A 17,634-nucleotide genomic window follows, 5' to 3' on the forward strand; every position below is an offset into this window, starting at 1 on the left:
GCCGGGGCGGCGCTTTCGAGGGACGAGTCTGTAGATCACCTCAATATCGTATCCCTGTTCGAATCTCCCGCTCCGCTTACGGCGTGCCTGTTCGAATAAGTTTTCGATACGGTGGCTTCGGGAGGTGTCGCCATGGACGACGAGCAGAGGGATCCGGTGGGCGCCGGCTCCCCGATCCTGCATCTGCGCTGCCCCGTGGACGTGGACCCGGTGGTGTACCGGCTGCTCCTCGGCCTGGTGGCGGACGTGACCCCGGTGGTCCAGGCGGTCCCGCCTTCGGTCCTGGTCGCGGACGTGTCGGGGAGTATCCGGTTCTTCGACCGGGACCCGGCGGAACTCGGTTTGATGATCAAGATGCGGGCAATGGCGCTGTACGGGCTGCCGGTGGTGGTCGGGGTCGGGCCTACGTGGTCGGTGGCTGCGATGGCCTCCCGCGATGCCGCGCGCAGCGGCCTGGTCGCCGTCGGCTCCGCGCCGGAGCAGGTGGCCGCGTTCCTGCACCACCGGCCGGTCGGGGAGCTCTACGGCATCGGGCGCGCCCAGGAGCAGCGCCTGGTCCAGTTCGGGGTGCACACGATCGGTCTGCTGGCGCAGCTGCCGGAGGCGACGGTGCAGCGGGTCCTCGGTGGGCGTGCGGGGCGGCAGCTGCGCGAGGTGGCCCGCGGCATTGACCGCCGTGTGGTGGTGCCCACGGAGCTGCCGCACAGCACGGCCGCGCAGCGGCGGTTCGCCCTCGACACCCTCTCCCCCGAGGCCGTGCATGCCGCGCTGCTGTCGCTGGCGGTCGAGCTCGGGGACCGGCTGCGGACCCGGCGGCAGGCGGCGAGGACGATCACGGTGACGGTCACCCTGGCCGACCGTTCCCAGGTCCACCGCAGCCGACAGCTCCCCGGCGGACCGAGCGCGCACACCGAGGACCTCCGCGACACCGCCTACGACATGTACCGGGCGTTGGGCTTCCAGCGGGCGAGGGTGCGCGGCATCGCGCTTCGCTGTGAGCAGCTGGTCGACGCGGCCGCGGTTGCCGAGCAGCTGTCCTTCGACCAGGGCCGCGAGCGCAGGCTGCGGGCGGAGAAGGCCATCGACTTGCTCAACGCGCGGTTCGGTTCCGGCACGGTGGGGCCGGCGGCCAGCTACCGGCAGGCTGGCTGACGCGTTCGGTGCGGGCGGCCGGAGGTCCGGCCGGGACCCGCTCCGAGTGCTCGGTCAGCAGTGGAAGCCGTCGAGGACTTTGCGCGTCGCGGCGTCGACCGGGCGGAGGGGGTGGGTGCTGCCGTCTTCGGCGGGCCCCAGGCGCAGGGTTGTTCCTTGGCTGGTGGGGGTGACGAGGAGGACGCCGTTCTCGACGCGGGTCTGTACGGCGTCGCGGCGGTAGGGGGTGGCGGCCAGGCATCCGTCGGCGAGCTCGCGTTCGTAGCGCTCGTAGGGGCCGGCGAAGAAGTGATCGGCCATGGGGCCTTGCCCCTGCCAGACCGCGAGTGCGAGGAGTCCGGCGGCGATGCCGGGGACCGCGGCCTTGAAGCCGGGGGCCTGGATGAGCCGGGGCCCGGCCCGGTAGATGATCGCGCCCCCCGCGAGCAAGACGGCCCCAGATACCGCGAACAGGAAGGCGTAGTAGTCGGACAGGAGATCGGCCTGGTTGCCGAAGGTCAGCGGAAGCGCCGCGCAGGCCAGCATCAGCAGGCCCAGCCCGGCCGGGGTCAGCGCCTGGAGGCCGCTCAGCTTGGCCGGCCACTGCGCACGGGTCGGTACCAGCTCTTCTTCACGGCCGACCCACTGGCCGGCGCCGCGCAGTCGTCCCGCCTGCGGGCGGGTGCCGTCGAGGCGGGCCTCGACGAGCAGGTCCACGACCGCGTCGCCGAAGGCGAGGGCGCGGTCGTGGACCGCGAACTCGTCGTCCTTCAGCCGGCTGGCCTCCTCGGCGCGGGCCGGCTGGATGCGCAGCCCGGTTCCGCCGGCGAAGTGCAGGTTCACCGGATGCCCCGGGTCGGGGAAGCCCGGCACGGTGGGGGCTGGCCGTCCACGCCCGTCCAGGCGCACACCGCCGTCGCGCTCGGGGAAGTACTTCTCGTACATCCGCGGGTGCCGACGGTGGCCGGTGAGGCTGGTCTGGAGCCCCTCGGCCCGCTCGATCACCACGTCCAGCAACGGCGTGGCCGGGGCGCTGCGCATCTGGTCGACCGCCGAGGTCCCCGGAACCGTCCGCCACAGGCCGCCGGTCCGCTCCAGGACCCTGTCCTTCCACAGATCGCGGACAGACCGGGGCCATACCCGGGCGACGGGCAGGCGCCGCGGGGGCCGCCCGCCGGCGAGGTGCGCGCGCAGCAGTGCGCGGGCGCTGCGCACGTAGTCGGTCTCGGCCGCGTAGTGGACCGCGACCGCGGTGGTCCGCTGCACGAGGTCGGACCCGGTCTCGTTGACCCGGTCGGCTGAGGCCCGGGCCGCGAGACCCTGTGCGCGCAGCTCGGCGATTGCTCGTTCCCAGCTCCGGCTCATCTGCCATCCCCTCCAGGTCGTCCGTCGTCGTGAGGTTATCCGCCCCCGGTGCCAGGCTCTCCCGCGTGCGGAGGACTGAGGCATCAGGGCCCGGGCGGGTTCGCTGCGGGGTTGCCCGGTCACGGCCCCCCAGCATGGTCTTTGCGGGTCGTCAGCCGGTGCCGAGCGGCTGGCGCACCACGACGTCGACCGCGGGCCCGCGGCTCTCCACGATGTCCAGGAGTTGGAGAAGGGCCGGGGAGTCGGCGTGCCGGCGGCGCAGCAGCTGCGGGTCGGCGTAGAGCACGTACCGGGCGCGGGCAACGAGCTCGGGGGCCTGCTCGCGCATCTCGACCTCCCGCAGCGTGCGGCGCAGCTGCACCATCCATTCCTCGGCGCCGGCGTCGTCCGGGAGCGGGTTCTTGCCGGTGGACGGGCGCCCCGCGGTGAAGTTCGACAGCTTGTCCATGCCGGTGCTCTCCTTCTTCAAAGGGTCAGTTGTCGTACGCGGGTTCAACTTCGCCGTCAGGGCAGCACTCGTCGGTTTCGTCGACCTCATCACCGCACGAGTTGCAGAACCAGTACACGGGCTCGGTCTCTTCTTCGTCTGCCATGTCTCGCCCTCAGTCCTCGCTGCTGGCCCGCTCGTCCATACCCGCCTTGGGGCGCTTGGTGCCCTTGCGCCCGTCGCGCAGGGCGGCGAGGAGCTCTTCGGGCTCGGGTCGCAGCCCGCTGCCCAGGTAGCGGATCCCCTCGCCTTCGGGGGCGGTGTCGGTGTCCTTGCCGATGGGGTGCCGGCGGCTGGTCGAGGTCCGCCATCCGTAGCGGGAGTCCCACACCGCGGCGGCGGCCGGCTGGTCGGTGTCGAGCAGGACCGCGGCGGCCACGGCTCCTCCGTCGAGCTGGCGCATCTCGACCTGGGCCTGCTGGGCGATGCCGGCCGCGGCCAGGACGTCGGCGGTGTGCTGCAGGTAGGGCTGGGCACCGCGAGCACGGAGCTCCCGCTCGGCGAACGCGACGGCGGCGCGGTGGGTGATGGGGGGGTAGCCCAGCTGGAGCGCGGCGTTCTTCGGGTCGAGGTCCGGCTGCTTCTCGATGAGGTCGGCGATGCGGCGGCCGCGCAGGGTGGCCAGGCCGGACTGCGCGGTGGGGAACATAGCGATGCCAAGGGTGTCGGAGACGGCCTCGACGGTGACGGCGGGGTCGGCGTCCAGGAGCTCGGCGATCCGCGGCAGGATCTCGTCCCGGGGGATCATGTCGCCGCTTCCGTGGCGTCGGCCCCCGCCGGCGCCGCGGCCGGGCCGGCTGTTCTTGTACGCGAGGACCACGCGGCGGGGCCAGTGCTCGGTGCCCTTGGGGCCTTCGGGGACCATGACCACGCTGGCGGCGAGGTCCGGGTCCTTCTTCTTGTAGGTGTTCCAGGCGACGGGGTCGACGCCGAGGACCTCGGCGGCCTCGTTGCGGTCCAGGAGGTCCTCGTCGTCGTCGATCGTGGGGAGCTCGGGGACGGGCTCGCCGGCGTAGTAGGCCTTGGTCTGCTCGCTGTCCCAGAGCTGGTTGCGGGCCTTGGCCGAGCTGATCGGAGCCGGGTGGCCCTCGGCGAGGTACGGCTTCTGGTTTCGGACGGTGCCCAGCGACTTGCCGAGGGCGTCAGCCAGGTCGGACATGGTCTGGACGTACTGCAGGCGTCCGGCGCGGATCACGTTCTTCTCCTTCATCACGGTGCGGGACGCGCGGGGCGCCCCGCCGGCGGGGGGTCAGTCGGTCGAGGGGTCGGACAGGCAGCCCGGGTTGCACGGCTTGCCGGCCTCCGCGTTGCACCCGTCGCAGGGGCGGGCGGCCCCCTCGATGAGCGGGCGGAGGTGCGCGAAGGCGCTGTCGGCGCCGGCGTGCGGGGTGATGCGGTCGGCGGCGATGACGTACAGGGCGTGGGGCGGGTTGCTGGTGGTGCGCACCCGGATGCCGGCGGTGTCGCCCGGGCCGGCGGCGAGGCCGGGAGCCGCGAGGACACCCGCGGCGGGGACGGCGGTGACGCCGGCCTCGGCCAGGAGCTCGGCGAGGCGGGCGAGTTCGGCTTCGGCGGCCGCGGCGGTGGCCGGCCATGCGGGTGCGGCGGCCGCGGCCTGCGTCACCGTGCCGGCGGGGTGGGCGAGGGAGAGGGAGAGGGAGAGGGACATGAAGCCTCCAGGGTGTCGGGGGTGTGTTCGGTGCCGCGGGCTGCCACCACCCGCGAACAAGACAACATTACCTAGCTTACATCACTGTTGCAAGTCGGATGGATCCGCAACGCCGTCTCGTACGGATACACTCGGAGACGAGATACGCCTCTCGGGTTTCCCGGAGTGTGTGTTTTCGGTTGGCCGGCGCCCTTGCCACCCGCCTCGGCGGAAGTGGGCGCCGGCCGCTTTCGTTTCTGCCCGGCCGCCGGGCGCCCCGCGCAGCGGAGGGTCTCCGCGCCTCTTCTCCTTCCGGGTTCCGGTAGGACGCGCCTGCGCTAGCCTCGTTGCAGCATCTACGACTTGGAGGCCGCGATGCGGATCGTCTTCGACCCGGCCGAGCAGGAGGCCCTGCGGGCCGACGCGCGGGAGATGGCTGACGGCGACCCGCGGATCGCCTACGTCCTGGAGCGCCTGGCCGGCGAGGGCGTCGACCTGGACGCCGTCACCTCCTGGGAGGAGCTGCGCGACAAGCTCGGACAGCCCCCGCTCGACGACTCCGCTCCTACCTCGCACGTCGCCTGATGGGCCGACACGCGCCCAGGCGCGCGCGGATCGTCTTCTACGACGTCGCGCAGGAGCAGATCGAGAAGATGACGGAGGCCGAGTGGCTCCGCCTCGACCCGGTGCTGGTGGCCGTCTCGAAGGATCCGGAGATCGGCGTGCTCTCGAAGCACGGTGCGATCCGTGAGCACCGCGAGGCCGGGGTCCGGATCCTGTACGTGCCGACCGCCCTGGGCACGCTCGTCCTGGTCGCCTACGTCGAGACCGACTGACTCCCGCGCCTGGCCCCGAGCGCCTGGTCGCAGCAGAGCCCCGGACCTCGTGTCCGGGGCTCTGCTCGTCGGGCCGGGGCCGGGCCGACGGTCTCTCGTGCTCCTGGGCCTTGTGCTCGGCCGCCGGTTACCGGTTGAGGTGGTCGAGGGCGCGCTGCAGAAGCGGCCGGTGCGCGGCGTAGAGGGTCCGTCCGGCGGCCGCGATCTCCGCTTCGAGCTGGTCGAGGGAGCCGAAGGGCCACCAGTTGGCGTCTTCGGCGTCATCGGCGGCGATGGCGGTCACCGTGGTGGGCAGCTGGTAGATCGCGCTGGTGGAGGCGACCCAGGCGTGGTCCGAGGCTCGCCAGTCGTCGACCAGGTTCCGGCCGAGGATGAACGGCTGGTGGCCGGCCAGGTCGACGCCGGTCTCCTCGCGCAGCTCACGGACCAGGGTCGCCGGGGCGGTTTCGCCCGGATCGACCATGCCGCCGGGGATCGCCTCGACGTGGATGTCGTCCCGGGTGATCAGCAGGACCCGGCGGTCCTGGCCGGTGCCCGCGACGACGATCGGGTCCGCCGCCGAGTTCTCCCCCCACTTGCCCAAGTTCCGGCCGGTCCGGCCGGTGCGGCCCATCGGGTGCAGGGGCCAGCCTCGCGTGTCCCGTTCGAAGGGCACCAGCGCGGTGGCCTGTCGGACGTCCCAGTCGGTCACGTCGGCCGGCGTGGGGGCTCCTTCGGCCCATCCGGGCACGTCCTGGGCCAGGGCCTCGGGCAGCAGCTCGGGCGGCGTGATGTCCGTGGGCGTGTAGTCCGGCCAGGGCACGTCCCAGCTGCGGAGTCCGGCGGGGACGGTCTCGGTGGCGGCGCGCTCACGTTCGCCGTGGCCGAAGCGTCGGTGTGCGGCGTCCAGGATCTCGGCGAGCTGGCGCAGGGCGGGGGTCGTCGGTTCACCGAGTTCGGCGAGCAGTTCGGCGATCTCCGCCTCGTCGATCTCGACGTGGATGCGGCGCTCACCGCTGCGGTTGTTGAGGTAGACACGTTCCATCAGGGGTTCCTTCCGTGGTGACCGGCCGGTGCGGCGGGGTCAGTGGTTGCCGGGGACGAGAGCGAGCGCGGCGGTGGCCGTGGCGCTCAAGGTGGTGCACACCGGCACGCCGTGGCGGCGGGCCACGTAGATCAGGTACCTGTTCCTCTCGGGGTTGGGGCAGTCGGGCGGGCAGCCCAGCACCGCCCGACCCGTCGACACGTCCAACCCGAACTCCACGTTGGTGGTCATGGCCGGCATGCTCTTGAGGTCGCGGGGGATCCAGAAGAGGATCGCCGTCGCCGCGGCTCGGGCGTCGGTCTCCCAGTCGACTTGGGTCTCGTAGCGGTCGGCGCGCTGGCCGTGCCGGGACTCGGGGCTCAGGACGGTCAGCGGCTGGGCGCCGGTCCACTGGGCGGCCAGGGCTTCGGCGGCGTCGGGCCGCCAGGACGGGACGGGTGCGCTCTTGTCCGGGGTGGGGCCGGCGAGGAAGACGGACGGGCCGGCGGGGATGGGCTCACGGGCCATGACGAGGTTGATGCCGGTCACGAGGAGGCTCCGTTCTGCGCGGCGGCGCGGGCGGCGTGCTGCGGGGTCCAGGGCAGGGGCAGGTTGTCGCCCTCCTGGCGGGGCACGACGTGGACGTGGAGGTGGAAGACGGACTGGGTCGCCTCGGTGCCCTTCGAGGTGATGAGGTTGGCGGCGGGGAGCTCGGCCATCAGCTCGGCGGCCCGGCGCATCACCGAGGCGGTCACCTCCGGGTCGGTGCCGGCGTCGGCGACGTGGACGCGCGGCAGGACCATGACGTGGCCGTCGGTCACTCCCCCGGTGCGGGGGCGGATGGCGAGGGCGTCGAGCCATTCCCGGACGATGACGGCCGGCGCCTGGCCGGCGGCAATGGAGCAGAAGATGCAGCTCTTCACGGTGGGCCTCTCCTGGTGGATGGCGTGGGGGTGACCGGGGCTCGTGCGGGGTGGCGGGTCAGATCCAGCGGAAGATGTCGCGGACCTGGCTGGCCGCGCTGCTGAGGTTGTCGGCGGGGAGGCTGTAGTCGATGTCGTACGGGTCGTCGGTCTCGTCCATCACGGCGTTGGAGGCGGCCGCCAGGACGTCGGCGAAGGCCTCGTGGACGCCTGCGTCCTGGAGGGCCTGGACGATGTCGTCCTGGTGGGCGCTGCCGCGGATGATGGCGTCGGCGAGCAGCCGGAGCGCCGCGGCTGCGGCCGGGGCGAGGTCGGCGAGGTCTCCCCCGTCGCTGGTCAGGCTGGTTCGGGCCGGGGTCTCGATGCCGGTGATCGTGGCGAGGTGCTTCGGGGCCTTGGTCACTTCGGTCACTTCGACTCCTCGGTGTGGTGGGCGGTGCTGAGCTGCGGGGTGCCGGGCGCTGCGGACGGAGCGTCGGGGTGGAAGGCCGGGGTGCCGCCCAGGAAGACGACGGCGCGGGCCTGTCCGAGCAGGGCGTGGAAGCGGTTGAGCAGCAGGCGGCCTTCGCGGGCGGTCTCGGCACTTCCTCGGTGGGTGTCGATGTCGCGGATCGCGTAGCTCAGCCAGTTGAAGTCGTTCTTCTGGATGGGGATCCGGACGCGGGCGGGGTCGGGCTGGGTGATGGAGGCGACGCCGGCGCTCTCGTACAGGCGGCCGATCAGCTCGGTGGTGTAGGTGCCGTTGCTCTCGTACGGGCGGGCGCGGCGCTTGCACTCGTCGGCGTGTAACAGCACGCGCTCGAAGGTCTTCATCTCGTCGAGGCTGACCCCGATGCACTGGACGGTCGGGGTCTTGGCGGGCTGCGGGGCGGCCGGGCGGTAGACGGTGTGGGGCGGCTCGGGCCGGTTCCGGCGGGCGAGCGTGGCTCCGGCCAGAGCGCCGATCAGCACGGCGATGGAGATGAGGGCCCACTGGTCCATGCGTTCTTCCTTCCTGATGGACGGGCCAGGTCGGCCCGACGTCTCAAGGATGCCAACTCAAAGTTGGCGTGTCAACTTCCAGTTGGCCAACTCATCATTGGCATTTCCAGGCTTGTGGCGCGCCGACGCCCCCGGACCTGCGGCTGTGACTTCCAGCGATAGGGGTCACCTTCCAGCGATTCTTGTCACCGCCGCGCCCACGCTCGGATGCAGGTCCGGAGATGCCGTGGTCAGCGGCCTGGCGCCGGTGACAGTTCCGCCGAGAACAGCCCTGTGGTGACAACTGCCCCGTGAATCCGGTGACAAGAAGCGCTGGAACTCCGTGGACGAACCCCAGGTCGCGGCACATCGCCGGTGACACCTACCGCTGGAAGGCACAGCGGCGATGCGGTCGGGGGCGTCGGGGGTTCAACCGGGGTGGCCGCAGCGGTGATGCGCGTCCGGCCCGGCGTGCGGTACCCGGGTGCCGGCCTGCCTCAGGAGTTCGGCGTCACGGCCGCACAGATGATGTCGGCGTGGTCGAAGGCCAGGTTCGCCGGCAGGCTCTTCACCGGCCACCAGCGGACGGTGCGGGCGTCGTCCCCGGCCACGGCCTTGGTGCCGTCGGGGACGATGACCATGTACGCGAAGGTCACGTACGCGCCGCGCGGGTCGCGGCCGTCCCGGTCCCAGACGCCGATCTGGTGGAGGCTGCCGACGGAGACCTGGACGCCGGTCTTCTCGGCCAGTTCGCGGGCGGCGGCCACGAACGGCGCTTCCTTGGCGCCGACATGGCCCCCCGGGAGTGCCCAGGCCCCTTCGAAGGGCGGCCGGCTGTCCTCGACGAGCAGGACATCTCCTTCGAGGGTCAGGGCCACCACGTGGCCGGTGTGGATGGGTTCGGTCTCGGGCATGTTGGCCTTTCCGTTGAGGTGGGCGGGCGCCAGGCGGACGGGGCCGAAGGCGGCGCCCGGCCGGGAGGACGGCTTGCTCCTGGGCCGGGCGGGCGCCCGGCCGGCGTGTGGCGCTTGGGGGGTACTGGAACTACCGGGCGCGGCCGAGGCCGGCCAGGATCCGGGCCAGGAGTCGACACAGCAGGGTGCGCCAGGTGTCCGGCCCGGGCGGAGTTGCGGGCGCGGGGGCCGTCGGCTCCGAGGCGGGGTCGGGGTCGGGGAGGTCATGGTGGAGGATCTGCCGCATCGCGGCGGGCCAGGTGTCCGGCGGGAAGCCGGCGGCGGTCAGGCTCTCGGTGAGGAACGCCCAGCCGGCAGCGCGGTCTTGGGTCTCGGTGCTGGTGTAGGTGACGCCGGGCTGGAAGCCGATGGCCAGGTGCCAGCGGCCGGCGGTCAGGTCGCGTTCGGCGGCCCAGGTTCCGCCGTCCCAGCTCTGCAGGGTGCCGCCGCCGTGGGAGGATCCCGCCTCGTCGCGCAGCCAGTACGCGGCGAGCTGGTGGGTCCAGTTGCGGGCGGCGGCCGCGGAGGTGTGCTGGACCCAGGTGGAGGCGGCCGGGCTGAACCACTCCTCCCAGAGCACCGCGTACGCGACGCCGTCGATGGCGTGGACGCTCAGGTGCTCGCCGCGGAAGCGGATGTCGTCCTCCGCCGGGGCGGCCTTGATGCGGGCGGCGAGCTCGGGCGCCTGGTGGAAGTGGCCGTGCCGCAGGCCGGCCAGGTGGGGCCGGTCGGCCCAGGCCTCGCACGCGGCGGGCAGGCGGTCCTCGTGGCCGGTAACGCTCACGACGCCCCCAGCGCGATGAGGGCCGCGCGGGCGCGCTCCAGGCGCTGGCCGGCGGAGTCGTGGACGTACGCGGCCGCTTCGTCGATGGCCTCGGTGATGTCCTCTCCGCCCTGGTCCTCGATCCGGACGCCGATGTCGGTCAGCAGGTCGGAGATCATCCCGAGCACGCTGCGGGACTGGTCGCGGTCGTTGTAGAGGGCCTGGAGGACGGCGGCCTGGTCCTCGTGGTCGGCGGTGTCGCCGAGCGCGTTCTCGCGCAGCGAGTGCAGGCCGAGGCGGATGGCGGCGACGGCGGTGGCGATGTCGGCGCTCACCGGCGTGACGCCTTCACCGTGACGAGCAGAGCGGCCAGCGTTTCCCAGGAGTGGTGCCAGCTCTGGTCGAGGCAGTACCGGCCGTTCATGCCGAAGTCGGCCAGGTTGAAGAAGTTCTTCTTGCCGGTGGCCTCGGCGAGCCGCTGGAGCAGGCCCTGGGGCACCCGGCGGTCGGCGGCGAAGTGTGTGGCGCCGGAGACCGCGAGGGCGGCGGCCAGGGCGGCCGGGTGCAGGCGGATCCCGAGGGCGCGGGTGCCGGCGACGAGGACCAGGCCCTGGGTGGCGGTGTACTGCACGACGTGGTGGAGGCAGGCCCGGCGGCCGCCGTCCGTGCCGACGACGGTGACCCTGCCGTCCTCGTGCTTGTACTTCACCGGTGCGGCGTCGGTGGCGCCCTTCGCCTGGGAGTCGAAATCGGACTGGCCCCAGTGGTCGGCGTGATCTGCCGCGGCGCGCAGTAAGGCGTAGGCGGCGGCGAAGGTCGAGGCGCGGTGGTTCATGATGAGTGTTCTCCTCGGTTCTGCTCTGGACGGGGAGCCCCGGGGGCGGCCGTACCTCTTGGCCGATGCTGCGGCCGTCCCCGGGACCTGCGGCGCCGGCCTACTGGTCGGCGGTGTAGCGGTTGACCTGGTTGCGGACGTGCTCGCGGCTGAAGTCGAGGTGGTCGGCAACGGCTTTCTGGGTCAGGTTCTTGGCGTCCATCTCGGCCTTGACCGCGGCCCAGTAGGCGCGGTGGGCGGTCTCGATGGCCTTGTCGCGGGCCTCGGCGGCCTTGTCGAGGCGGGCCTTGGCGGCGGTGGATTCGGGGGTGTCGGGTCTGGTGGGGGTCATGGTGATCAGCTCCGTGACGGTTGAGGGACGATGTAGCTGCCCCCTGCTCCGGTTGAGAGCGGGTTGGGCTGGCCCGGGGCGGGCGGCTTGGTTGGTAGCCGGTGTGCCGCCCGCCCCGGGGGTCAGAGCGCCTTGGGCCGGGGCTTGCAGGCGTGCGTGAGGGCGATGTCGAGGATGGGTCCGATGCGGTCGGGGTAGTCGGTGATCTTCATCGAGAGCCCGCACTTGTGGCACTTGAACGTCGCGGTCTTCATCGGGGTGGTCAGGCGGGTGAGGGCCTGGCGGATCATCTCGGTGAGCATGAACGTCTCCTTCGGTCAGGCGGCGAGGGCGATGATCCCGGCGAGGACCAGCAGGGCGACGGCACCGGCGGTGATGTCGATGGCGAGCCGGAGTGCGCGGAACTTCCTCGCGGCGATCTTGGAGAGGACCACGATCCGTTCGGCGCTGCGGTCGGAGGCGATGTCGGCGGCGGCTTCCTGGGGCGTGCAGGTCGCCCAGTGGAGGTATGAGCCGCTGACGTCGCCTCCGAGGCGGGGGCGGACGATCAGCAGGACCAGGAGCATCGCGGCGGCCAGGGCGGCCGAGCCGATCCCGGCGGCGACGGTGGCGGCGACCGGGAGGTTGTGGCCGGGGACCGTGGCGATCAGGACGGCGAGGGGGAGGCTGAGGACGGTCAGGAGCGCGGACGCCTTGGCGTCGGTCCTGCCCATCTCGGCGATCACCTCGGTGCGGGCCTGGGCCAGGCGCGCCTCGGTGGGGGCGGCCTGCGGTAACTGCTGGGTCAGCTCCATGGTTCGATGCCTCCGCTCGTCGGTGCGGGCCGTTGCCCACACCTCAAGAATGCCAAGTTTGAGTTGGCATGTCAACCCAAGCTTGGCCAACTGAAAGTTGCCGTATCTGTACGCTGCCTGCCCGGCAGGAGGGCAGGCGGCGCGGGGCCTACGCGTCGGTGGGGTCGGCGTGCATGTAGTCGTACGCCCAGCAGGCCCTCTTCCAGAGGTCGCTCGCGTACGCGGTCGGCTCCTGGGCGCACAGGCGGGCGTAGAGGTCGGGGAAGTTGTGGCCGGTGCCGTCACCGTCGGGGTCGTTGTCCATGGCTTCGGCCAGCGCATACGGGTCCCTAGGGACCTGCGGGTCGAGGTGGTCGAGGTCGGGGCGGAAGGCGCCGGTCGTGATGACGGTGCCCTTCACGTGCGAGGTGTGGTGCAGCTGCCCGCGCAGGCCGGCGGCGATCTCCTCGGCGCGGCCCTCGTGCTCGTACGGGCCGATCCGCACCGGGTCCAGGCCGGGCCGGTCGAGGATGACGGCGTGGCCGACCGGGTCGGTGTAGCGGACGGGCCGCCCGAGCAAGTGGGCGTAGGTGATCTCTGCCCGCGTGGAGTCACCGACGTAGCCACCGACGTTGACGACCAGGACCTCGTCGCAGGCCCGGATCTTCCAGCGGTGCAGCGCGTCGAGCGCAGCCTTGAGCTCCTCGGCGGCCGCGGGCTCCTCCCACAGCGGATGGGCCTTCTTCATGTCGCAGCCGGGGGCCAGGACGGCGTGGCCAGCGACCGTCTCGCGGAAGTTGGCCTCGGCCAGCTCGCGCCAGAAGCGGGTGGAGCCGCAGAGGGTGACGACCGTGGGCCGGTCGGTGGAGGTGTCGGACGGGTTGAGCAGCTGCTCGGACGTGGAGGGCGCGGCGGCGGCGATGAGGCCGGCGGCCTGGAGGTCGCTGTTGCGGTGCTCGGGGTTCATCGGCATTTCTGCTCCTTCGGGAAGGGCGGGCGCGGCCGGCGCCGGGCGGACGGGACGCCGGACTCCGTGGTACGCGCCCGGAGTTCAGGGGATCGGTCCGGAAACGGCTGAGGTTCGGTCTTCGCGGCTCGTGCCTGAGCCTGGCGCCAGGCCTTGGCCAGGTGCAGCACGGCCTTCTCGTACGTCGGGGGGTCGCTGGTCTCGGCGGCGTCGCCGGCAGCGGCGAGCGCCTGGACGAGGGCGACGGCTTCGGGGACCGTCAGGTCGTCGAGGACGGCGAGCTCGTCGCCGCGGAACGGGTCGATGCGGAGCCGACCGTACTCGTCCCTGATGCGGTCGTGGTCTCGCTGGATCACCTGCCAGCGCACGACGGCGGGGCGGGAATCCGGAGCCGTTCGGCTGGGCCGCAGACGGGGCACGTAGATGCCCGCGGCAAGGAAGCGGGGCGCTGCGCAGACCATGCAGACCAGGGCCACGGCGCCTCCGCCCCAGAGCAGGGACAGCACCAGGGAGTGGATCCACTGCCGGGCGGCGTCCACGAAGGTCATCGGCCCGTCGCCCGCAGCTCGTCCGTGTGGCACAGCACGGGGCCGATGAAGCAGCTGATCCTGTTCACCGTCCACCGCCCTCCGGTGAGCGGCCCGGGCGCGACCTCGTCGACGATCCTCCCCTTCTTCCCCTTGGCCCGGGGGTCGTCCGCGCACTCAATGATCTCTACCTCGGCACCGGCGGTGAACATCCGTTTCTCCTTGCGTGGTTGATGTGCTGGCGGTGTGTGGCCGGGCGGCCGGCGCCGCGGGCCGGGGCAGCCGGCCGGGATGGCGGCCACCCCGGGGCGGGTCAGCCGGACTGGCGGATCGGCATGATCAGGTAGCGCAGCGCGGCGGTGCCCGGGTCGGTGGGGACCAGGAGCGCCGGCTTGACCGGGTTGACGATCTGGAGGCGGATCCGGTCCGTCTTCAGGGCGGTGATGCCGTCGAGGAGGTAGCCCGGGTTGAAGGCGATGGTGACGGGGGCACCGGTGAGCAGGTCGGTGGTGGCGGTGACCTGGTCGCGGGCGGAGGCGTCGTCGGCGGTGCCGGCGCTCAGGGCCAGGGCGCCGTCGGTGAGGTGGAGTTTGACGGGGTGCCCGCGTTCGGCGACGAGGGCCATGCGCTTGACGGCGTCGGCGAGCTCGGCGGCGTCGAGGTCGGCGGTGGCGGTGAAGTCGGTGGGCCACAGGGCCTTGTGGTCGGGGAGCTGGCCGTCCATGGCGCGCAGGGTAAGGGTGCGCGTGCGGCCGGCCAGGCCGAGGACGCCGTGGGAGGCGGGGAGGGTGAGGTGGACCTGGTCGTCGGTGGCGAGGATCTTGGCGGCTTCGGCGAGGGACTTGGCCGGGATGGTGGCCTGGGTGGTGGTGCCGGTGGCCTTGGCGGGGGTCCAGGGGATGGGGCGGAGTGCGAAGCGGTAGCGGTCGGTGGCGGCGAAGGTGATCGTGTCGTCGGTGATCTCGGCCTGGATGCCGGTCAGGATCGGCAGGGCGTCGTCGCGGCCGGCGGCGGTGGCGACCTGGTGGATGGCCTCGGCGAGCACGGGCCCGGCCACGGTGCCGCTGGCGGCCGCGGGCCGGGGCAGGGTGGGGTACTCCTCCAGCGGGAGGGTGTGCAGGGTGTAGCGGGTGCGGCCGGAGGTCAGGACCAGGCGGGTGCCGTCGAGTTCGAGGTCGACCGGGTGGGTGCCCTTGACCGTGCGGGTGATGTCGGCGAGGAGGCGGCCGGAGACCAGAACGGTGCCGGGGGTGGTGACCTCGGCGTCCACGGTGGCCTGGGCGCTGGTCTCGTAGTCGAAGGCGGCGACGGCCAGGGTGCCGGCGGTGGCCTCCAGCCGGATCGCGGCGAGGACGGGGACGGGGGGCCGGGCGGGCAGGGCCCGGGCGGCGTCGGTGACGGCGGCCGCGAGCGGGGCGAGGTCCGTGCGGATCTTCATCGGTGCTCCCTTCCGAGCGTGCGGGCGACTTCCGGCCGGGGCCGGGGTGCGCCCGGGGTGCGGTGGGGTCGGGGCCGCCCGTCCGGTAAGAGAAGAGGCCGTACCGGACGGGCGGGCGAGCAGGGTGGTGGCTGTCAGGCCGCGGCGGCGTCGCGGCGCTCGGTGCGCAGGCGGCGGCGGTCGCTGTAGGTGGTGCCGGCCCAGATCGCGGATCCGGCCCAGGTCGGGTGGTCCAGGGCCCAGGCCAGGCACTGCGCGCGGACGGCCTCGGGGCACTTGCTGAGGCAGGCCTCCTGGCCGTTCCTGCGCTGCTTCGGCGTCCCGGTCCAGTCCTCGGGGTCGGCCCCGGGCGCCTTGCACGGCTCGTCGCCGGTCAGCTGCGGCCAGGGGGCGAGTTCGGTGGTGGTCACTCCCCCACCCCCGTGGTGCCGGCGGCCGGGACGGCGGCGGTGGGCAGCAGGTGCTCGAAGGGCTCCCAGTCCGCGAGTTCGAAGGACATCTCCAGGAGTTCGAAGGGGTACTCGACGCCCTGGGAGTGGTCGTTCTGGGCGATCCACTTCGGCTGGAGGTTGGCGCGGTCACCGTCGTCGGCGTCGTCGGCGGCCTGGTCGAGGTCGATGTACGCGACGACGACGTGGGTGGCGGTGCGCTCCAGGACGTACAGGCTGCGCACCGGCATCTCGTCGGGGTTGACGTCGTGCCGGCGGACCCAGGTCTGACGGGTGGCGGCGATGGCCCAGGCCTCGCCGGCGTCGGCGGCATCGGTGACCTTGGCGCATGCCTCGGCGTACTCGGTGCCGGCCTCGACGAGTTCGTTGACGCGGGCGGTCATGTGGTCGCTGAAGGCCTGGGTGCCGATCCGCCAGGTCAGGGAGAGGAGGCCGGTCACGACGCCGCTCCCGTCGGGGCCAGGGTGCGGGCGATCTTGGTGGGGGCGAGGAGGTGGTGGAGGGCGGAGCCGTGGTGGTGGGAGCCGAAGGTCGCGGGGAGGCCGCAGCTCCAGCAGTCGGCCTCGTCGCCCTGCCAGGCGACGGCGCAGCGGCCGCAGACGAACGCGCGGTCGGCGAGCAGGGGGTTGGCCTTGGCCAGGGACTTCAGGATGCGGCCGGCGGTGCTGAGCCGGCGGGTGGTGGAGGTGTGGTGCTGCTTGCATCGGGTGGCGTGCATGATGGTGGTCTCTCTCTCGTCTTGGCGGGTGAGGGGCCCGGGGCGGCCGGCGGTTTCTCAGGCCTTGACGGCCGTCCCGGGGCGGAGCTAGCGGTCGATGCCCCTGTGCGTGGCCTGGTCCCAGCGCAGGTCCCAGCCGGGGCGCAGTCCGCGGGCGGACCAGTCGGTGCGGTGGGCGGCGGCGGGGACGTCCCGGCCGGCCAGGGTGTGGAGGAGGGCCGTCTCCCAGGCGCGCTGCGCGGCCTTTCGGGCGTCGCGGCCGCTCTCGGCCAGGCCCGTGAAGACGTGGACTCCCCGCTCGCCGGTGCCGACGCGCTCTATCGGAACGTCGACCTCCCACATGACCTGGTGCATCGTCAGCCCTCGGCTTCCGGGTCGTAGTCGACGAGGACGGTCTGCACGGTGATCCGGATGCTGGTGACGGACTCGTCGTCCGGGCCGGGGCCGAAGGTCATCAGGTCCTCGGGGGCGTGCTCGTCGCCGTTGTCCGGTGCCCAGGTGGTGTGGACGCCCTCCGGGAGGGGGCAGCGCTTCAGGGCGGCCTCGCCCTTGGCCCGGGCCGCCTCCCGGGTGGCGTAGGTGCCGAGGGAGAGGCCGTGGCGGGTGACGGTGTAGACGGCGAGGGTGGCCGGCTTGTCGTCGGTGATGTGGGTGATGCCGGGGAAAAGGGCCTCGGCGGCGGCCAGGCGCGCTTCGAGCACCATGGTGGCGCCGAGGATCTGGAGCGTCGGAGCGGTGAGCGGCAGCGTGCCGACGGTGACGCGGCGGCGGATGTCGGCAAGCACGGTGGCGGGGTCGGGGACGGTGGTGGAGGTCATCGGTTCTCCCTTGTGGCGGGCCGGGCTGTCCGGTCCTCGGCGGCGCCCGGTCCTCGGAAGGTGGGGCCGGGCGCCGCGGGGGGCCGTCAGCGGCTGGCCGTGCTCGGCTGGTGCAGGGCTTCTTCGAGGACGGTCCAGAGGAAGTCGCCGGGCTCGAAGGTGGTGTCGGCGATGGTGAGCTGGGCGGCGCGGGCGAGTGTGTCGAAGGCGGTGTCGCCGACGAGGCGGCTGTGCCAGGAGTGCCGGAGCTCGTTCCGGGTGAGGGTCCGGCCGTACCGGGTGTAGTCCAGGCCGTTGACGCGGGAGACGACCATGCCGGGGTGGAAGTCGTCGCCCTGGAACCGGACGAGCAGGTCGAGGCCGGCCTGCTCGGCGAAGTCGACGAGGCGGGTGAGGATCTGGGGGTCGGCGACGAATCCGGTGACGGCGGCGCGCTGCTCCCAGAGGTTGCCGGCGTAGTCGGCGGCGTCGTGGCCGGGCTGGGAGTCGTCGGTGAGGAATCCGGCCCGGTTGGCGGCGGCTAGGCGGCCGATGAGGGGAAGGGTCTCCTCGTCCGGCCCGTAGTTCGGCATGTTCCCGGCGCAGGAGCGGATGTCGCCTTCGAGCCAGCGGGCGGTCAGCTCGCCGAGGTCGGAGAAGGTGGTGGCGGCTCGCCAGAGGCGACGGTCCGCGCGACTCGGCCAGGGAAGTCGGATCTTCATGGCGGTCC

General features: G+C 72.7%; 29 protein-coding genes. 3 read left to right on the forward strand and 26 right to left on the reverse strand.

Features of this window, described 5'->3' with window-relative positions:
* Positions 1-132 precede the first annotated feature (132 nt).
* A complete protein-coding gene (locus ACFVGY_RS23910; protein WP_385680563.1) occupies positions 133-1,152 on the forward strand; it encodes a hypothetical protein in 1,020 nt (339 codons plus the stop codon).
* A 54-nt stretch (positions 1,153-1,206) separates the two neighbouring features.
* Here the strand turns inward: ACFVGY_RS23910 and ACFVGY_RS23915 are convergent, their stop codons facing one another.
* The 4 genes from ACFVGY_RS23915 to ACFVGY_RS23930 all read right to left on the reverse strand — a co-directional run bounded on the left by ACFVGY_RS23915 (position 1,207) and on the right by ACFVGY_RS23930 (position 4,652).
* Positions 1,207-2,496, reverse strand: a complete 1,290-nt coding sequence (locus ACFVGY_RS23915) for a hypothetical protein (RefSeq protein WP_385680565.1) — start codon at positions 2,494-2,496, stop codon at positions 1,207-1,209.
* A gap of 151 nt (positions 2,497-2,647) precedes the next feature.
* Positions 2,648-2,944: a hypothetical protein gene (locus ACFVGY_RS23920; RefSeq protein ID WP_385680567.1), complete on the reverse strand. Its 297-nt coding sequence runs from the start codon at positions 2,942-2,944 to the stop codon at positions 2,648-2,650.
* A 154-nt stretch (positions 2,945-3,098) separates the two neighbouring features.
* Positions 3,099-4,178 carry a hypothetical protein gene (locus tag ACFVGY_RS23925; RefSeq protein ID WP_385680569.1) on the reverse strand — a complete coding sequence of 360 codons (1,080 nt, stop codon included), beginning with the start codon at positions 4,176-4,178 and terminating at the stop codon, positions 3,099-3,101.
* Positions 4,179-4,232: 54 nt separating this feature from the next.
* Positions 4,233-4,652: a hypothetical protein gene (locus ACFVGY_RS23930; RefSeq protein ID WP_385680571.1), complete on the reverse strand. Its 420-nt coding sequence runs from the start codon at positions 4,650-4,652 to the stop codon at positions 4,233-4,235.
* Between the two features lie 342 nt (positions 4,653-4,994).
* Here ACFVGY_RS23930 and ACFVGY_RS23935 point away from each other — a divergent pair, with 342 nt between their 5' ends.
* Together ACFVGY_RS23935 and ACFVGY_RS23940 are read left to right on the forward strand one after the other, a co-directional pair.
* A complete protein-coding gene (locus ACFVGY_RS23935; protein ID WP_158721263.1) occupies positions 4,995-5,216 on the forward strand; it encodes a hypothetical protein in 222 nt (73 codons plus the stop codon).
* Positions 5,216-5,467: a hypothetical protein gene (locus tag ACFVGY_RS23940; RefSeq protein ID WP_385680573.1), complete on the forward strand. Its 252-nt coding sequence runs from the start codon at positions 5,216-5,218 to the stop codon at positions 5,465-5,467. Before ACFVGY_RS23935 ends, ACFVGY_RS23940 begins: the two co-directional genes overlap by 1 nt.
* Before the next feature lie 127 nt (positions 5,468-5,594).
* On the opposite strand, the gene ACFVGY_RS23945 is transcribed toward ACFVGY_RS23940, so the two are convergent.
* The 22 genes from ACFVGY_RS23945 to ACFVGY_RS24050 form a co-directional block, all read right to left on the reverse strand.
* Positions 5,595-6,491: an NUDIX domain-containing protein gene (locus ACFVGY_RS23945; RefSeq protein WP_385680575.1), complete on the reverse strand. Its 897-nt coding sequence runs from the start codon at positions 6,489-6,491 to the stop codon at positions 5,595-5,597.
* Between the two features lie 39 nt (positions 6,492-6,530).
* The gene (locus ACFVGY_RS23950; RefSeq protein WP_385680677.1) at positions 6,531-6,998 is read right to left on the reverse strand and encodes a nucleoside 2-deoxyribosyltransferase domain-containing protein; all 468 of its coding nucleotides are present in this window, start codon (positions 6,996-6,998) and stop codon (positions 6,531-6,533) included.
* A gap of 17 nt (positions 6,999-7,015) precedes the next feature.
* Positions 7,016-7,393, reverse strand: a complete 378-nt coding sequence (locus ACFVGY_RS23955; RefSeq protein ID WP_385680577.1) for an HIT family protein — start codon at positions 7,391-7,393, stop codon at positions 7,016-7,018.
* A 58-nt stretch (positions 7,394-7,451) separates the two neighbouring features.
* On the reverse strand, positions 7,452-7,805 hold the full coding sequence (locus ACFVGY_RS23960) for a hypothetical protein (RefSeq protein WP_385680579.1): 354 nt from the start codon (positions 7,803-7,805) through the stop codon (positions 7,452-7,454).
* The gene (locus ACFVGY_RS23965; RefSeq protein WP_385680581.1) at positions 7,802-8,374 is read right to left on the reverse strand and encodes a hypothetical protein; all 573 of its coding nucleotides are present in this window, start codon (positions 8,372-8,374) and stop codon (positions 7,802-7,804) included. The genes ACFVGY_RS23960 and ACFVGY_RS23965 overlap by 4 nt, the downstream gene beginning before the upstream one ends.
* A gap of 476 nt (positions 8,375-8,850) precedes the next feature.
* The gene (locus ACFVGY_RS23970) at positions 8,851-9,267 is read right to left on the reverse strand and encodes an NUDIX domain-containing protein (RefSeq protein WP_385680583.1); all 417 of its coding nucleotides are present in this window, start codon (positions 9,265-9,267) and stop codon (positions 8,851-8,853) included.
* A gap of 130 nt (positions 9,268-9,397) precedes the next feature.
* On the reverse strand, positions 9,398-10,090 hold the full coding sequence (locus ACFVGY_RS23975) for a hypothetical protein (RefSeq protein WP_385680585.1): 693 nt from the start codon (positions 10,088-10,090) through the stop codon (positions 9,398-9,400).
* Positions 10,087-10,404: a hypothetical protein gene (locus ACFVGY_RS23980; protein ID WP_385680587.1), complete on the reverse strand. Its 318-nt coding sequence runs from the start codon at positions 10,402-10,404 to the stop codon at positions 10,087-10,089. Before ACFVGY_RS23980 ends, ACFVGY_RS23975 begins: the two co-directional genes overlap by 4 nt.
* Positions 10,401-10,904, reverse strand: coding sequence for a hypothetical protein (locus tag ACFVGY_RS23985; RefSeq protein ID WP_385680589.1), 504 nt, complete (start codon positions 10,902-10,904; stop codon positions 10,401-10,403). Before ACFVGY_RS23985 ends, ACFVGY_RS23980 begins: the two co-directional genes overlap by 4 nt.
* A gap of 100 nt (positions 10,905-11,004) precedes the next feature.
* Complete coding sequence (locus tag ACFVGY_RS23990) at positions 11,005-11,235, reverse strand: hypothetical protein (protein WP_365476237.1); 231 nt, start codon at positions 11,233-11,235, stop codon at positions 11,005-11,007.
* 122 nt (positions 11,236-11,357) lie between these two features.
* Positions 11,358-11,537: a hypothetical protein gene (locus tag ACFVGY_RS23995; protein WP_385680591.1), complete on the reverse strand. Its 180-nt coding sequence runs from the start codon at positions 11,535-11,537 to the stop codon at positions 11,358-11,360.
* 15 nt (positions 11,538-11,552) lie between these two features.
* Complete coding sequence (locus ACFVGY_RS24000) at positions 11,553-12,029, reverse strand: Pycsar system effector family protein (protein ID WP_385680593.1); 477 nt, start codon at positions 12,027-12,029, stop codon at positions 11,553-11,555.
* Positions 12,030-12,177: 148 nt separating this feature from the next.
* The gene (locus tag ACFVGY_RS24005) at positions 12,178-12,981 is read right to left on the reverse strand and encodes a hypothetical protein (protein WP_385680595.1); all 804 of its coding nucleotides are present in this window, start codon (positions 12,979-12,981) and stop codon (positions 12,178-12,180) included.
* Positions 12,972-13,523, reverse strand: coding sequence for a hypothetical protein (locus ACFVGY_RS24010; RefSeq protein ID WP_385680597.1), 552 nt, complete (start codon positions 13,521-13,523; stop codon positions 12,972-12,974). The genes ACFVGY_RS24005 and ACFVGY_RS24010 overlap by 10 nt, the downstream gene beginning before the upstream one ends.
* Positions 13,520-13,714, reverse strand: coding sequence for a hypothetical protein (locus ACFVGY_RS24015; RefSeq protein WP_385680599.1), 195 nt, complete (start codon positions 13,712-13,714; stop codon positions 13,520-13,522). Before ACFVGY_RS24015 ends, ACFVGY_RS24010 begins: the two co-directional genes overlap by 4 nt.
* 101 nt (positions 13,715-13,815) lie before the next feature.
* Complete coding sequence (gene dnaN / locus ACFVGY_RS24020) at positions 13,816-14,940, reverse strand: DNA polymerase III subunit beta (RefSeq protein WP_385680601.1); 1,125 nt, start codon at positions 14,938-14,940, stop codon at positions 13,816-13,818.
* Positions 14,941-15,074: 134 nt separating this feature from the next.
* On the reverse strand, positions 15,075-15,350 hold the full coding sequence (locus ACFVGY_RS24025; protein WP_385680603.1) for a WhiB family transcriptional regulator: 276 nt from the start codon (positions 15,348-15,350) through the stop codon (positions 15,075-15,077).
* Complete coding sequence (locus tag ACFVGY_RS24030) at positions 15,347-15,829, reverse strand: hypothetical protein (RefSeq protein WP_385680604.1); 483 nt, start codon at positions 15,827-15,829, stop codon at positions 15,347-15,349. Before ACFVGY_RS24030 ends, ACFVGY_RS24025 begins: the two co-directional genes overlap by 4 nt.
* Positions 15,826-16,107 carry a hypothetical protein gene (locus ACFVGY_RS24035; RefSeq protein ID WP_385680606.1) on the reverse strand — a complete coding sequence of 94 codons (282 nt, stop codon included), beginning with the start codon at positions 16,105-16,107 and terminating at the stop codon, positions 15,826-15,828. The genes ACFVGY_RS24030 and ACFVGY_RS24035 overlap by 4 nt, the downstream gene beginning before the upstream one ends.
* Positions 16,108-16,194: 87 nt before the next feature.
* A complete protein-coding gene (locus ACFVGY_RS24040; RefSeq protein ID WP_385680607.1) occupies positions 16,195-16,461 on the reverse strand; it encodes a hypothetical protein in 267 nt (88 codons plus the stop codon).
* A 2-nt stretch (positions 16,462-16,463) separates the two neighbouring features.
* On the reverse strand, positions 16,464-16,925 hold the full coding sequence (locus tag ACFVGY_RS24045; protein ID WP_385680609.1) for a hypothetical protein: 462 nt from the start codon (positions 16,923-16,925) through the stop codon (positions 16,464-16,466).
* A gap of 86 nt (positions 16,926-17,011) precedes the next feature.
* Positions 17,012-17,626 carry a DUF6919 domain-containing protein gene (locus tag ACFVGY_RS24050; RefSeq protein WP_385680610.1) on the reverse strand — a complete coding sequence of 205 codons (615 nt, stop codon included), beginning with the start codon at positions 17,624-17,626 and terminating at the stop codon, positions 17,012-17,014.
* Positions 17,627-17,634: the final 8 nt, after the last annotated feature.

The organism is Streptomyces sp. NPDC127106, from assembly GCF_042677605.1.
Classification (GTDB): Bacteria; Actinomycetota; Actinomycetes; order Streptomycetales; family Streptomycetaceae; genus Streptomyces.

Bases quoted from the DNA above. Each gene is read 5' to 3' on its own strand.
- ACFVGY_RS23910 (WP_385680563.1), top strand. From the start codon at position 133: ATGGACGACGAGCAGAGGGATCCGGTGGGCGCCGGCTCCCCGATCCTG.
- ACFVGY_RS23915 (WP_385680565.1), bottom strand. From the start codon at position 2,496: ATGAGCCGGAGCTGGGAACGAGCAATCGCCGAGCTGCGCGCACAGGGT.
- ACFVGY_RS23920 (WP_385680567.1), bottom strand. From the start codon at position 2,944: ATGGACAAGCTGTCGAACTTCACCGCGGGGCGCCCGTCCACCGGCAAG.
- ACFVGY_RS23930 (WP_385680571.1), bottom strand. From the start codon at position 4,652: ATGTCCCTCTCCCTCTCCCTCTCCCTCGCCCACCCCGCCGGCACGGTG.
- ACFVGY_RS23940 (WP_385680573.1), top strand. From the start codon at position 5,216: ATGGGCCGACACGCGCCCAGGCGCGCGCGGATCGTCTTCTACGACGTC.
- ACFVGY_RS23945 (WP_385680575.1), bottom strand. From the start codon at position 6,491: ATGGAACGTGTCTACCTCAACAACCGCAGCGGTGAGCGCCGCATCCAC.
- ACFVGY_RS23950 (WP_385680677.1), bottom strand. From the start codon at position 6,998: ATGGCCCGTGAGCCCATCCCCGCCGGCCCGTCCGTCTTCCTCGCCGGC.
- ACFVGY_RS23965 (WP_385680581.1), bottom strand. From the start codon at position 8,374: ATGGACCAGTGGGCCCTCATCTCCATCGCCGTGCTGATCGGCGCTCTG.
- ACFVGY_RS23970 (WP_385680583.1), bottom strand. From the start codon at position 9,267: ATGCCCGAGACCGAACCCATCCACACCGGCCACGTGGTGGCCCTGACC.
- ACFVGY_RS23985 (WP_385680589.1), bottom strand. From the start codon at position 10,904: ATGAACCACCGCGCCTCGACCTTCGCCGCCGCCTACGCCTTACTGCGC.
- ACFVGY_RS23990 (WP_365476237.1), bottom strand. From the start codon at position 11,235: ATGACCCCCACCAGACCCGACACCCCCGAATCCACCGCCGCCAAGGCC.
- ACFVGY_RS23995 (WP_385680591.1), bottom strand. From the start codon at position 11,537: ATGCTCACCGAGATGATCCGCCAGGCCCTCACCCGCCTGACCACCCCG.
- ACFVGY_RS24000 (WP_385680593.1), bottom strand. From the start codon at position 12,029: ATGGAGCTGACCCAGCAGTTACCGCAGGCCGCCCCCACCGAGGCGCGC.
- ACFVGY_RS24005 (WP_385680595.1), bottom strand. From the start codon at position 12,981: ATGCCGATGAACCCCGAGCACCGCAACAGCGACCTCCAGGCCGCCGGC.
- ACFVGY_RS24010 (WP_385680597.1), bottom strand. From the start codon at position 13,523: ATGACCTTCGTGGACGCCGCCCGGCAGTGGATCCACTCCCTGGTGCTG.
- ACFVGY_RS24015 (WP_385680599.1), bottom strand. From the start codon at position 13,714: ATGTTCACCGCCGGTGCCGAGGTAGAGATCATTGAGTGCGCGGACGAC.
- dnaN (WP_385680601.1), bottom strand. From the start codon at position 14,940: ATGAAGATCCGCACGGACCTCGCCCCGCTCGCGGCCGCCGTCACCGAC.
- ACFVGY_RS24035 (WP_385680606.1), bottom strand. From the start codon at position 16,107: ATGCACGCCACCCGATGCAAGCAGCACCACACCTCCACCACCCGCCGG.
- ACFVGY_RS24040 (WP_385680607.1), bottom strand. From the start codon at position 16,461: ATGCACCAGGTCATGTGGGAGGTCGACGTTCCGATAGAGCGCGTCGGC.
- ACFVGY_RS24045 (WP_385680609.1), bottom strand. From the start codon at position 16,925: ATGACCTCCACCACCGTCCCCGACCCCGCCACCGTGCTTGCCGACATC.
- ACFVGY_RS24050 (WP_385680610.1), bottom strand. From the start codon at position 17,626: ATGAAGATCCGACTTCCCTGGCCGAGTCGCGCGGACCGTCGCCTCTGG.